The 12427-nt window shown below is 67.4% G+C and carries 15 protein-coding genes; 7 read left to right on the forward strand and 8 right to left on the reverse strand.

Features of this window, described 5'->3' with window-relative positions; genetic code table 11:
* Positions 1-12 precede the first annotated feature (12 nt).
* Entirely contained in the window at positions 13-522 is a 510-nt protein-coding gene (locus AC1DW3_RS19465; protein ID WP_477933944.1) for an O-acetyl-ADP-ribose deacetylase, read from the reverse strand.
* Positions 523-546: 24 nt separating this feature from the next.
* Positions 547-1290 carry an NUDIX hydrolase gene (locus tag AC1DW3_RS19470; RefSeq protein WP_477933946.1) on the reverse strand — a complete coding sequence of 248 codons (744 nt, stop codon included), beginning with the start codon at positions 1288-1290 and terminating at the stop codon, positions 547-549.
* A 97-nt stretch (positions 1291-1387) separates the two neighbouring features.
* Here AC1DW3_RS19470 and AC1DW3_RS19475 point away from each other — a divergent pair, with 97 nt between their 5' ends.
* Genes AC1DW3_RS19475 through AC1DW3_RS19490 form a run of 4 tightly spaced genes read left to right on the forward strand, consistent with a single transcriptional unit; the run spans position 1388 to position 5311 of the window.
* On the forward strand, positions 1388-2440 hold the full coding sequence (locus AC1DW3_RS19475) for an SPFH domain-containing protein (protein WP_477933948.1): 1053 nt from the start codon (positions 1388-1390) through the stop codon (positions 2438-2440).
* Positions 2424-3356: an NAD(+)/NADH kinase gene (locus tag AC1DW3_RS19480; protein ID WP_477933950.1), complete on the forward strand. Its 933-nt coding sequence runs from the start codon at positions 2424-2426 to the stop codon at positions 3354-3356. Before AC1DW3_RS19475 ends, AC1DW3_RS19480 begins: the two co-directional genes overlap by 17 nt.
* A 39-nt stretch (positions 3357-3395) precedes the next feature.
* Positions 3396-5096 carry a magnesium-protoporphyrin IX monomethyl ester anaerobic oxidative cyclase gene (gene bchE / locus AC1DW3_RS19485; protein ID WP_477933952.1) on the forward strand — a complete coding sequence of 567 codons (1701 nt, stop codon included), beginning with the start codon at positions 3396-3398 and terminating at the stop codon, positions 5094-5096.
* Positions 5093-5311 carry a hypothetical protein gene (locus AC1DW3_RS19490; protein ID WP_477933954.1) on the forward strand — a complete coding sequence of 73 codons (219 nt, stop codon included), beginning with the start codon at positions 5093-5095 and terminating at the stop codon, positions 5309-5311. The genes bchE and AC1DW3_RS19490 overlap by 4 nt, the downstream gene beginning before the upstream one ends.
* A 4-nt stretch (positions 5312-5315) precedes the next feature.
* Here AC1DW3_RS19490 and AC1DW3_RS19495 read toward each other — a convergent pair whose 3' ends face one another.
* Complete coding sequence (locus AC1DW3_RS19495; protein ID WP_477933955.1) at positions 5316-6080, reverse strand: peptidoglycan-binding domain-containing protein; 765 nt, start codon at positions 6078-6080, stop codon at positions 5316-5318.
* Positions 6081-6179: 99 nt separating this feature from the next.
* Complete coding sequence (locus AC1DW3_RS19500; protein WP_477933957.1) at positions 6180-6674, reverse strand: nuclear transport factor 2 family protein; 495 nt, start codon at positions 6672-6674, stop codon at positions 6180-6182.
* A gap of 157 nt (positions 6675-6831) precedes the next feature.
* Between AC1DW3_RS19500 and AC1DW3_RS19505 the strand changes: the two genes are divergently transcribed.
* Positions 6832-7509, forward strand: a complete 678-nt coding sequence (locus AC1DW3_RS19505) for a Crp/Fnr family transcriptional regulator (RefSeq protein ID WP_477933959.1) — start codon at positions 6832-6834, stop codon at positions 7507-7509.
* A gap of 24 nt (positions 7510-7533) precedes the next feature.
* On the opposite strand, the gene AC1DW3_RS19510 is transcribed toward AC1DW3_RS19505, so the two are convergent.
* From AC1DW3_RS19510 to AC1DW3_RS19520, 3 genes are read right to left on the reverse strand one after another with little or no spacing between them, the layout of a single operon-like run.
* Entirely contained in the window at positions 7534-8328 is a 795-nt protein-coding gene (locus tag AC1DW3_RS19510; protein WP_477933961.1) for a glycosyltransferase family 2 protein, read from the reverse strand.
* Positions 8329-8336: 8 nt separating this feature from the next.
* The gene (locus AC1DW3_RS19515) at positions 8337-9020 is read right to left on the reverse strand and encodes a class I SAM-dependent methyltransferase (protein WP_477933963.1); all 684 of its coding nucleotides are present in this window, start codon (positions 9018-9020) and stop codon (positions 8337-8339) included.
* A complete protein-coding gene (locus tag AC1DW3_RS19520; RefSeq protein ID WP_477933965.1) occupies positions 9017-9658 on the reverse strand; it encodes a glycosyltransferase family 32 protein in 642 nt (213 codons plus the stop codon). Before AC1DW3_RS19520 ends, AC1DW3_RS19515 begins: the two co-directional genes overlap by 4 nt.
* A 133-nt stretch (positions 9659-9791) precedes the next feature.
* Between AC1DW3_RS19520 and AC1DW3_RS19525 the strand changes: the two genes are divergently transcribed.
* Positions 9792-10604, forward strand: coding sequence for a hypothetical protein (locus tag AC1DW3_RS19525; RefSeq protein ID WP_477933967.1), 813 nt, complete (start codon positions 9792-9794; stop codon positions 10602-10604).
* The gene (locus tag AC1DW3_RS19530) at positions 10588-11634 is read left to right on the forward strand and encodes a GSCFA domain-containing protein (protein ID WP_477933969.1); all 1047 of its coding nucleotides are present in this window, start codon (positions 10588-10590) and stop codon (positions 11632-11634) included. Before AC1DW3_RS19525 ends, AC1DW3_RS19530 begins: the two co-directional genes overlap by 17 nt.
* On the opposite strand, the gene AC1DW3_RS19535 is transcribed toward AC1DW3_RS19530, so the two are convergent.
* Entirely contained in the window at positions 11635-12402 is a 768-nt protein-coding gene (locus AC1DW3_RS19535; protein ID WP_477933971.1) for a DUF2306 domain-containing protein, read from the reverse strand.
* Positions 12403-12427: the final 25 nt, after the last annotated feature.

Consider the following 12427-nt stretch of genomic DNA (forward strand, 5'->3'; position numbering starts at 1 on the left):
GCGGCAGACCCCTCACGCAGCGCCCAGGGCTGCGACGTACACGGCCAGGTCTTCTTCGGAGAAGCAGCAGAAGGTGATGTCCGCAGGCAGTTCGCTTTCTCGCAGCCACAGCTGCACGCTTTCCACGGCGACCTTGGCGGCCAGCTGGATGGGGTAGCCGTAGGCGCCCGTGCTGATGCTGGGAAACGCCAGGCTCTGCAGACCCTGGTCGCGGGCCAGGGCCAGGCAGGCCGCATAGCAGCTGCGAAGCAGCGCCTCCTCACCCTTGCCGCCGCCCTGCCAGACCGGGCCGACGGTATGGATGACGTGCTTCGCGGCCAGGCGAAACCCTGGCGTGATCTTGGCCTGCCCGGTCTTGCAGCCGTTCAGCTTGCGGCAGGCTTCGAGCAAGGCCGGGCCTGCGGCGCGGTGGATGGCGCCATCGACACCGCCGCCGCCCAGCAGCGAGGAGTTCGCGGCGTTGACGACGGCATCGACGGCCAGGGTGGTGATGTTGGCGCGGATGGCGCGGGTCTGCTTCATGGCGAATCAACTCCGGTTCAGATGTCAGGCCGTGTGGCGTGGGCTGAAGGTCCTGGGGAAGAACACGGGCGCCGAGCGGTCCTTCAGGCGGTAGCCCATCGGTGGCCGGTTGGATTCGCTCTCGACAAAGCCGACCTCCTGCAGAAAGTCTGCCGCCATCATGCGGGTGCGAAAGCCGCTCTTGTCGATGGGGCGCCCCAGCACCACCTCATAGGTGCGCTGCAACTGTGGCAGGGTGAAGGGCTCGGGCAACAGGAAGGCGGGCAGCGAGGTGTACTCGACCTTGCCGCGCAGGCGCTCGACGCCCGCCTGCAGGATGTCGGCGTGGTCGAAGGCGAGCCTGGGCGCCTGCAGCAATTCGTCCACCTCGAACCAGGCGACGTCCGCCGCGTTGGCGCCCTTGGCCAGCTCGAGATCCTGCGCCGCGATGAGCGCGAAGTAGGCGTGCGTCGCCGACCAGCCGCGTGGGTCACGCGCCGCGCCGCCCCAACTGCCCAGCTGCTCCAGGTAGGGCGAGGTCACGCCGGTCTTCTGCAGCAGCTTGCGGCGCGCGCAGGCCAGCAGGTCCTCGTCCAGGCTGACGTTGACGAAGCCGCCCGGCAGAGCCCAGAGCCCGGGATAGGGCTCGGCCGTGTCGGAGGGGCGCTGCACGAGCAGCACCTTCAACGCGTCCTCCAGCACCGTGAAGATGACGACGTCCACCGTCGTGTAGGGCCGGGGAAAGTCCTTGACCGGTGCTGCCGCCTTGGAGGTTGCCTTGCTCGCCATGAATCCGCTGCCTCTTGACGTTCCAGGATATAGGTTGTACTGTACACCTTATGAAGTTGTATTGGACAACTTATAGATCGAAGGAAGGAAAGGAATCATGTTCGGCATTCGCTTCATCAAGTCACAACCCACCACGCACCTGATGCAGTTCCACGGCGGCAAGCTGGCGCGCCAGGGCGCGGGGCTGTCCTTCTATTACTACGCGCCGACCACGACCCTCGTCGCCGTGCCCGTGGCCAGCCATGACCGGCCGTTCATGCTCGACCTGGTGACGTCGGACTTCCAGAGCGTGACCGTGCAGGGGCAGGTGACCTACCGCATCAGCGAGCCGCAGCGCACCGCGGCCCTGATGGACTTCTCGCTGCGTGCTGACGGCAAGACCTATGCGTCCGACGACCCGGCCCGCCTGGCGGACCGTGTGGCCCAGCAGGCCGAGGTCATCGTCCAGCAGGCCGTGCAGGCGCTGGACCTCAAGCAGGCCCTGCGGTCCTCGGCGCTGATCGCAAGGACGGCCCAGCGCGAGCTGGGCGTGCAGCCGGAGATCGAGGCGCTGGGGCTGGAGATCCTGGGCGTGTCCATCCTGAGCGTGAAGCCGACGCCCGACATCGCCCGGGCGCTGGAGGCCGAGGCGCGCGAGTCCAATCTGCGTGCCGCGGACGACGCCGTCTATTCACGCCGCATGTCGGCCGTGGAGAAGGAGCGCGCCATCCGCCAGAACGAGCTGGACACGGAGATCGCTGTCGAGCACAAGCGCCGCGAGATCAGCGAGACCAAGCTGGAGGCCAAGGCGGCCCTGATGCGCAAGGACAACGGCCTGCGCGCCGAGCAGATGGACGCCGACATCGAGCTGGAGGAGAGCCGCAAGGCCTTCGTGAGCGGCCAGGCGGCCAACAGCCGCACGCTGGCCGAGGCCGAAGCCCATCGTGTTGCCAGCGTCATGACGGCCCTGAGCCAGGCGGACACGCGCGTGGTGCAGGCCCTGGCGGCCGTCGGCATGCAGCCGGCCCAGCTGATCGCCCAGGCCTTCGGCGGCATTGCCGAGAACGCCGAACGCATCGGCCAGTTCAATATGGCGCCGGAGCTGCTGCAGTCGCTGCTGGGGCACACGCTGCCCGAAACCGAGGGAGGCAGGCGTGAACGCAGCCGTTGAACGCAAGGTCGTGCTGGTCACCCGCAAGACCCGGCTGGAGGAGCTGATCGCCAGGTACCACACGCTGGGGCAGGCGCGCTTCTACATCGAGCACCTGGGCGCCGACTTCACGGACTATGTGCAGGAGAACCTGGCCTATGCCGACAGCCTGCAACGGGTCTGTGCGGCGCTGCGGGATTGGGGGCGCCATCAGGTGCTGGACCGGGCCCTGCTGCCCAACTTCGTGTTCGCGCCGGACGACATCGTGATGGCGCTGGGGCAGGATGGCCTGGTCGCCAACACGATGAAATACCTGGAAGGCCAGCCGCTGATCGGTGTGAATCCGGAGCCCGGCCGCTGGGATGGCTTGCTGCTGCCCTTCGAGCCCTGTCATCTCGGCGCCTTGCTGAGGGATGTCTCGCGGGGGCGGCGGCCGACCCGGGCGGTCACCATGGCGCAGGCCCGGCTGTCGGACGGGCAGACCCTGCGCGCGGTCAATGACCTGTTCATCGGGCCGCGCAGCCATACCTCGGCGCTCTATGACATTGCCCAGGGTGACAGCCACGAGCAGCAATCGTCGTCGGGCGTCATCGTCTCGACCGGCCTCGGCTCCACGGCCTGGTTGAAGAGCGTCATCACGGGGTCGATGGCGCTGGCCACTGCTTCAGGCGCAGCGGGGCGAGGCGCATACCGGCCCATGGACTGGGATGCGGATCACCTGACATTCGCCGTCCGGGAGCCTTTCCCGACACGGCGCACGCAGGCCCGCCTGGTCTACGGGCAGGTGACGAAGTCGGCGCCGCTGAGCCTGCGATCCAGAATGCCCGAGCACGGCGTCATCTTCTCCGACGGCATGGAGGCGGATTTCCTGCGCTTCACGGCGGGCATGGAAGTGACGGTGAGCGTGGCGCAGACGCAAGGGATGCTGGTGCACTGATCGTGATCGAGACGGTCACGCTGCGTCCGAGGCCGTCACTTGGCCCCAGCGCGAAGCACCGTCGGCCTGGAACTTCACACTGACCTCACCGACCTCTCACTGAGCTCACCGCCGGTTTGCAAACTTCGGGGCAGGGCAGCCGGTCCCCTTGCGCATCTCGCGTCAAGGGCGGCATGCCGGGAGGCTTGCATGAAGGTCATCTTGATCAACCCGCCGCACACGGCCATCGGCAGTCGCATTCCGGACGATCATCTGCCGCCGCTGGGCTTGCTCGGCATTGGCGGGCCCCTGATCGACGCCGGCTTCGCGGTCGAGCTGATCGATGCCGACCTGGAGAACATGCCGCTGGAGCGGATCGTCGAAGCAACGGCGCGCAGGCAGGCTGACGTGGTGATGCTGGGGCATTCCGGCTCCAGCTCCGCCCATGCCACAGTGGTCACGCTGTGCAGCGCAATCAAGCAGCGGCTGCCGGGCGTCACGGTCGTCTATGGCGGCGTGCATCCCACCTACCACTGGGACGAGATCCTCGCCGACTGCCCTTGCATCGACATCATCGTGCGCGGCGAGGGCGAACAGACGGCCGTCGACCTGATGCAGGCCTTGAGCCGCCAAGGCGAGTTGCACGGGCTGCGCGGCATTGCCTTTCGCGAAACGCGCCCCGACGGCCCGCCGAGGGTCGTCGAAACGCCGGCGGCCCACATGATCCGCAATCTGGACGATTACCGCATCGGCTGGGAACTGATCGAGCACCGCCGCTACACCTACTGGGGCGGCAAGCGCGCGGTGGTGCTGCAGTTCTCGCGCGGCTGCCCCTATCTGTGCAACTACTGCGGGCAGCGCGGCTTCTGGACGCAATGGCGCCACCGCGATCCGGTGAAGCTGGCCCGGGAAATTGCACGGCTGCACCGCGAGCAGGGCGTGGAGCTGATCAACTTTGCCGACGAGCTGCCCACCGGTTCGCGCAGGATGTGGCGGGCCTTCCTCGAGGCCTTGATTGCCGAGCAGGTGCCGGTGCTGCTGGTCGGCTCGACGCGGGCCGGCGACATCGTCCGGGATGCCGACATCCTGGCGCTGTACCGGCAGGCCGGCGTCATCCGTTTCCTGCTGGGCATCGAGTCCTACAGCGAAAGCACGCTCGCCCGCATCGGCAAGGGTGCCAGCGTCCATGAGGACCAGCAGGCGATACAGCTGCTGCGCCAGCACGGCATCCTGTCGATGGCGACCTATGTGGTTGGGTTCGAGGAAGAGCGGGACGCGGATCTGTGGCGGTCGTTGCGCCATCTGCTGCGCTACGACCCGGACCAGATCCAGCTGCTGTACGTGACGCCGCACCGCTGGACACCCTTCTACAAGACGGCGGAACACCGCCGCGTCATCCAGCTCGACACCCGCCGCTGGGACTACAAGCACCAGGTGCTGGCGACCCGCCACATGCCGCCATGGCGGCTGTTCCTGTGGTTCAAGGCCATGGAGCTCATCCTGCAACTGCGGCCCAAGGCGCTGTGTCGGCTGCTGTTGCACCCGGATCCGGTCATCCGCCAGTCGATGCGCTGGTACTCCGAGATGGGGCGGCGCACCTGGTTCAAGGAGGTGTTCGAGTTTGTGTTCAAGACCGTGCGGCAGCGCCGGGGGCCAGAGCTGAAGGCCTTCCTGGGGCCGACGCTGGAAACCAGGGAGTACGCCCTGGACAAGGCCGCGCCGGCCCGGCGAACCATTCCCTTGAAAGAAGTGCGGCCATGACGACCGGCAACGACGAGGCGCACTGGCTCGAAGTCGTCGATGCCAAGGGCCTGTTCCCGGTCAAGGTGCTCGGCCCCTATGCGACGGCGCGGCTGGCGGGCCGGGCGCAACGTGGCGTCATGCGCCTGCTGAACCTCGGCCGCTACAGCGTCGCCGTCGTGTCGCAGCAGGACCTTGAAGGCCGCGCCCAGCGCAGCAGAGAGATCACCTCATGAACAGCTAGGCCACGGCAATGGGCAGGCGCTGGTCGAGGCTGTTCTGGTCGGTGCAGAAATGCAGGTCCTTCAGGTATTTGGGCTCGTAGCTGCGCACGTCGTAATGCACCCACGTCGGCGCGATATCGGCCGGCTCCAGGGACTTGCGATTGCTGCCGAGCCAGCCGACCTGGGCATTGGATTTCTCGACCAGCAGGCCCCTGATCTCGTTGCAGCGCTCCATGTCCTCGCGCTTTCCCATGTCGGGCGAGAGGGCGATGTCGATGTCCACGGCCTTGCCGTGATGGTTGGTGGTGGTGCGGCCCTTGCGCTCGTTCTCGACGCTGCAGCGATAGCCCGACGTGAACGAGAACCTGAGCTCGCGGCGGTAGGAGAACAGGCCGCGAGCCGCCCAAAGAATCATCCGGTGAATGCCGGGGTACTCGTAGCGATGGAACTGCTCCTGGCCCTTGCCGCCATTCATGTAGAGCCCCTTGAACTTGCCCTGGCCGAAGCCGCCGCAGACGCCGCAAGGGCAGCGCAGCTGCGCGAAGTCGATGGGGAATTTGCGGGCCATGTCGTCGATGGCCAGGAAGGTGGCCCGGTCGACCACGCTGGTCGGCGAGGCCATGCCCATGTAGTCTTTCTGGAATGCCTTGACCTGGAGCTCCGTTCCCGGGCCGAAGTCGCCATCGGGCAGCGTGCCCCGGAAGCCGGCCAGCCGGAGTTGCAGCTCGGCGACGTCGTCGCCACTCATGTCTTTCTTCAAGACCCGGTCGCCGTAGGGCATCTGATCCTCCTCGCAGGTGAGTGGATGGTGTGGGCAGCTTCAGCCGCTGTCCACACCTCCAGTCCTCAGCGTTGAGGATGCGGCGCCTCGGTGGCCAAGTCAGTTCGATCCATGCCCGTAGCTGAAGGCCCGCGTGATCGTCCATGTGGTGCCTTGCTGGCGCCAGAGGATGGTGAACTCGGCGCGGCCTTCGCAGGGGTGGGTCGTGCCGCCCGGCTTGTAGTGGCAGAAACGGTGCTCGCCGCGGGCCAGCGCGCCGAAGCCCTTGATGGGCCAGACCTTCAGCGTGCCCGGCACCAGCTCGCGCTGGAACTTGCCGCAGACGTTGGCCCGGGTCTGGGCGATCATCACGTCGCGCGTCCACGAGACGCCGCCGTTGTCGTGATAGAACTCGACGTTGGGGTCGAAGAAGCTCGCGTAGCGATCGAGCTGGCCGGGGGCCTCGCAATGGTTGAAGGCTTCGAAAGCTGCTGCGTCCAGCGCGGCCACGGTGGCTGTCAGCTCTTCGGGCGCTGGGGTGTCCGCCGCCTGGGCGGCAAGCATCGTGACGCCGGCAAGCGTGGCGACGAGAAGGCGGTGGAGGGGAGCGATCATCGATGGGCCTCGGGTGGGATGGGAAGGCCGCATCCTCGTGGCAGGCCGCCGGGAGCGCCCCGCTGCTGCGACAGGCGGTGACAACGCAGCGACAGGCCGGCTATCGCCGCGACAGGGCGCGCGATGTCTGCATACTCCTTCGATGGACAGACCGCCGATGCAAGCCTCCGGGGACCTCTACACCTTCATCCGCACGTCGCCCTGGGGCCGGACGCTGGCGCCGGGCGATCTCGATCTGGTGCTGGCGGGCGCCATCGAGAGGGTGTATTTCCCGGGCCAGTCCATCGTGCGCGCCGGCGGCGAAGCGAGCTACTGGGTCGGCATCATGGACGGACTGGTGGTGCAGAAGGTCGTCAGCGAACGCGGCGAGGAAACGGCCCTGACCGCGGCCAGCTCGGAAACCTGGTTCGGCGAAGGCACGCTGATGAAGCAGGGCATCTGGCAGTACGACGCCGTGGCCCAGCGCGAGACCAAGGTGGCGCTGATCCCCTTGCATGTCTTCCAGTGGCTGCTGGACAGCAGCCTGGCGTTCAATCAGTTCGTCGCGCGCCTGTTGAACGCCCGGCTCGGCCACTTCATGGCGCTGCTGGCGATCGGGCGTCTGACCAGCATCGACTCCAGGGTCGCGCACATGCTGGCCAGCCTTTTCGATCCCTATCTCTACCCCAACCGCTCCAAACTGCTGCTGCTGAGCCAGAGCGAAATCGGGCTGCTGGCGGGCGTGTCCCGGCAGCGGGCGAATGCGGCGCTGAAACGCCTGGAAGCCGCTGGGCTGATCGAAACCCGTCGACAGGGCATTTGCGTCATCGACGTCGAGGGCCTGAGAAGCCGATAGGCCGGCAAGTGGCCCCAGAAGCCTCTAGAACCACTCCACCGGCAAGGCCAGGCCCACACCCTTGAGCAGGCCGGCCCGCGCCGCCTTCAGCTCGGGTGTCGGTGCCGGCCAGCGGCGGTAGACATGCAGGAAGTCCAGCACCACGGTCGTGTTGTTGGACGCCTCCTGCTGGCCGCGGCGGGCGCCGGGGTTCACATAGTCCTTGTGCATGACGGCGCCACCGCCGGCGATGTGGCGGGGCAGGGCGCGCGAGCAGACGCCGAGCAGCCAGTCCCAGTCTTCCTGGGAGGCCAGATGGGCGTCGAAGCTCAAGCCCTGCAGCAGGCTGCGCCGGTAGGCCAGGCAGTGCAGCGGGATGAAATTCTTGACCCACAGCGTGTTGACGTCGGCGCCCGCCAGCGGCGTGGTCTGGCGGCCCAGCTCGGGGATGCCGGCCTGCTGGCGGTCCTCGGTGACGACGGTGATGTCGGTGAACAGCACTTGCGCGTCCGCGCGCTCGCAATGCGGCTTCAAGGCGGCCAGGTGGTGCGGCTCGAAGGTGTCGTCGTCGTCCAGGAAGACGACCCATTCGCCGCGCGCCAGGGCCAGGCCCCGGTTGCGGCTCTCGGCGGGGCCATTGGCGCCGCTGCGCTTCATGAAGCTGTCGGCCGGGCCGAGGTCACGGGCGATGACGGCGGCCGTTTCGGCGTCCAGCGCGTCGGCCACCAGCAGGATCTCGAAGTCGGCACAGGTCTGGGCGCGCAGCGAGGCGATCGCACGGGCCAGCGTGGCCGGCCGGTCGTGCGTGGCCATGACGATCGAGAAGAAGGGCGACGGCATCGCGGCGTTCAGACCTTGCGGCGGGCGATGGCCAGCAGCGAGATGTTGTTGAAGAACCAGATGCCCTGCAGGTCCAGCGTCGTGTACTTGTGGATGACGTTGGCCAGCGTGTAGGGCGTGTACCAGCAGTTGTGGTCGGGGTGCACGACTTCGACAAAGGTCTCGGCCTCCGTCTGGTAATCGAAGTGGCGGCTGAAGCAGCTGTAGGCGTCGGGCACGGTGATGACGTATTCCTTGGCGCCGACACGGTCGAGCTGCTCCAGGAAGCCCTTCACGTCGGGCACATGTTCCAGCACCTCGGGCACCAGCACGAGGTCGTAGGCATCCTTGACCTGATCCCAGGACGAGAACAGCCGGCCCTTCAGATGCGGCAGCATGTGCGGGAAGGCCTCGTCATGGATGTCGAAGCCATCGAGCTGGCAGACCTGATCGAGCTGCAGGTGCAGGGAGCGGTTCAGGTCGGTGATGGGCCAGTCGACGCAGCCCACGTGCAGCACGCGCTTGCCGCGGCACATCTCCTGCAGCACCGCCACGCGCGGATGGCCCATCAGCTGGCGGCTGACGGGAATGCGGTGCACGAAATAGGGCGAGTGGGCGCGCTCCAGCGCCGACACCGGCGGCAGGCCTTCGGGCTGGCACAGGGCCGGCCTGGGGCCGCGCTCGGTTTCAGGGGACGTCGTCGTCTGGCTCATGCCACGCTCCGTGTATGCAACTCGTCGTAGTTCCGGCGCGTGCTGCCCCATTCCTGGTCGGCGAACACGGGCCCCTTGCCGCTGTAGCGGATGCCGGAGTAGTGCTGGGGAATGAAGAAGTGGCTGGGCCAGATCGTCAGGTTGATGTAGTTGTATTTGCGGTGGGCCTCGGTCAGGTAGAGCGGCCCGACGCTCTGCCAGGCCATGCGGTCGATGACCGTGGGCTTTTCCTTCAGGTCCAGGATGAGCTGGCGGAAGAAGGGGTTCTGCGGCTCGGAGGCGACATAGCCCGCCGCGATCAGGCTGGGGCGGATGATCTCGTTCTCCCAGCAGGCGCAGGCCTCGCAGTCGAACAGCCAGGGCTCGAGCGGGCGGCGGCAGATGCTGTCGGCATCGACGACGAAGCCGCCTTCGCGGAACAGGATCTCCCAGCGCATGATGTCGGCGACGCCATTGAGCTCGCGGCCCGACATGGCACGGATGTGGTCGGCGTTGTACCAGCCGTAGGACATCAGTTCGGCATTGCCCCAGATCTTGAGTTCCCAGTCGGGGTTGTGGGCCCGCCAGGTGGCTATGCAGTTGTCCGGCCGTTTGGATTCGTCGCCGACCCAGATGATGTGGATGGTCTTGGGGATCATGGTGCTCTCCTGAGCCTATCCAGCGCAGTATCCGGCCGCGGCCCGGCGTCGCTAGCCCGGAACTGAGGCCCATTGTTTGCCCTTTTGCCTTCTGGATGGGCGATTGGCCTCGCCTATGCTTGGCCCCAGCATCATGACCCCACGGCTTTTCGTTGCCATCGGCAGCTCGCACCTCTTTGGCCTGATCGACCGCTATATCGAGCCGGTGTCGTCGGCCAAGTACCGCTCCGTCTGGTCGACGGGCGTGCCGTTTCGCGAGCCCATCGAGCTGGAGGCGCCGGCCGGCTGGCGCGGCGAGCATGTGCTCTACAACACTCCCGTGGCCGGGCCGCCGCCGCTGCTCAAGGAGGGGGTGCTCTACATCCCCGACGTGCTGAGCGGCGTGCTGGGCCATATCCCCGCCGAGGCCGACGTCATCTTCTCGCTGCTGCGCGGCCAGGAGTTCGCCATCGCCGCCCTCGTCGATGACCCCTCGCACGCCGACTTCCTCGGCGACGACGGCCAGATGGAGGCGGGGCGGCGCTGGATGTCGCGCGCCGATGCGCTGGAATGGGTGCGGCAGATCGCCGAGCCACTGTGGACGACGCACCTGGCGCTGCGCCAGCAGTTCCCGCGTGCCCGCATCGTGCATGTGCCGGCGCCGCCGCCGGTGGAGTCGCACGAGCACATCCTGGCCAATCCCGAGGCCTTCGGCGCGCTGTTCGCGGTGCATGGCATCAAGCCGTTCGCGATGCGCCAGCGCATCTACCGGCTGATGTACGGCGACCTGAACCAGCGACTGGCCCAGGTGGGCGTCGTCAGCATTGCGCCGCCCGCAGGCGCTCTGACGGAGAACGGCGGCCTCAAGGCCGAATTGGCGCGCGGCTGCCTGCATGGCAATGAGCTTTATGCCGAGCTGCTGGCGCAACAGATCAGGGAGGTGCTGGCCCATGTCCCATCCGTATGAAGGCATGCCATCCCAGGCCTTCTGGCGCAAGAGCGTCAGCGCCCAGGCCTGGGCCCAGCTCGATTTCAAACCCAACACCAAGTTCAAGCTGACGCCGTCGCTGAAGATCGCGACGGCCGGTTCCTGCTTCGCCCAGCACATGGCCAAGCGGCTGGACAGCTTCGGCCTCAGCCACTGGGTGGTGGAACAGGCGCCGGCGGGCGTCACGCCCGAGCGGGCGCGCGAGCTGCAATACGGCGTGTTCTCGGCCCGCTATGCCAATGTCTACACGGTGCGCCAGCTGCGCCAGTTGGTCGAGTTCGCCTTTGGCCTGCGCGCGGACGACAGCCCCGTGCTGACCGAGAAAGGCCGTTTCTTCGACAGCCTGCGTCCGCGCATCCAGGCCGGCGGCTATGACAGCCTGGCCGATCTGCGCGCCGACCGTGCCTGGCATCTGGCCCAGGTGAGGCGGCTCTTCACCGAGTGCGACGTCTTCGTCTTCACGCTGGGCCTGACCGAGGCCTGGGTGGAGCAGGGCGGTGGCATCGTCTTCCCGGTCTGCCCGGGCACGGCGGCGGGCGAGTTCGACGCCGCGCGCCATGGCTTCGTGAACTTCGAGTATCCGGAGATCCTGGCCGACCTGGAGTGGGTGCGCGAGTTCGTCGCCGCTGTGAACCCGGGCATGCGCTGGATCGTCACCGTGTCACCCGTGCCCCTGGTGGCCACGGCGACGGCGCATCCCGTCATCGTCGCGTCCAGCTATTCCAAGGCCGTGCTGCGCGCGGTCGCCGGGCGCTTCGCGGACGCGCACGAGAGCGTCGAGTACTTCCCTTCCTTCGAGATCATCGCGTCGGCCCAGAGCTTCGGCCAATACCTCGAAGGCGATCTGCGCGAGGTCTCGCCGCGGGGCGTCGACCATGTGATGCGCCAGTTCTCGGCGGCCTTCGTCGAGTCGGGCGAGCGCGTGGCCTTCGTCGCATCGACGCTGGCGGCCCAGGCCGCTGCAGCGGCCCAGGTCGAGTGCGAAGAGCTGCTGAACGACCGGCCCTGATCACATCAGGCGCGGCAGCCACATGCCCATTGCCGCGCCGAAGATGCCGACGGCCATCGCCAGGCTCAGCAGCACCAGCGTCAGCGCCAGCGCCATGCTGCGGCCTCGAGCGCGCAGATAGAGCTCCAGCACGGCCAGCGGCAGCAGGAACTGCGCAAAGCTCAGCGCATCGACGAAGGGGCCGGTGAAGGTCTTGGGGTCGAAGCCCACCGGCGCCCGCCAGACCATCAGCCACAGCATCAGGCCGACGCGGAAGAACCAGACACCGTTGACCGCCATGAAGAGGCGCAGGGCCCAGCGCCGGTGCTCGGGGAAGCGGCGGGCCCGCGCGTCGCGCCAGGCCAGCCCCGCGAAGGCGAGGATGAGCAGGCCGTTGAGGCTGATGGCGAAATGCATCGTGAAGCCGCCGACGGTGCCCTTCACCCACACGAGGTAGAAGCCGCTGACGGTGCCCAGCAGGGCGCCCACCATGAAGACGCGGCCGAGGTTGCGGTGCAGGGCCGGCGCATTGCGTCGCAGCGGCGGAATGAGCTGCAACACGCCGATGCCCGTCATCAACAGCGCGAAGACGAGGTGCACGCTGAGCAATCCATTGCCCAGCCAGTCCCCCGCCACCCAGCGGGCCTGGCCGGGTGGCCCACCGAGGGCGGCACGGCCATAGCTGATGCCGATGTAGCTGGCGAAGATGGCCAGGCCGGTGGCGGCGACGAGAAACCAGAGACCGGCCGCGCTGGCGAGCGGGCGGCTGGGGCTGCTGACGGTGCTCATGGAAGCTCCTGCTGGCGTGATGGCC

Source organism: Roseateles sp. P2_H4 (assembly GCF_056403315.1).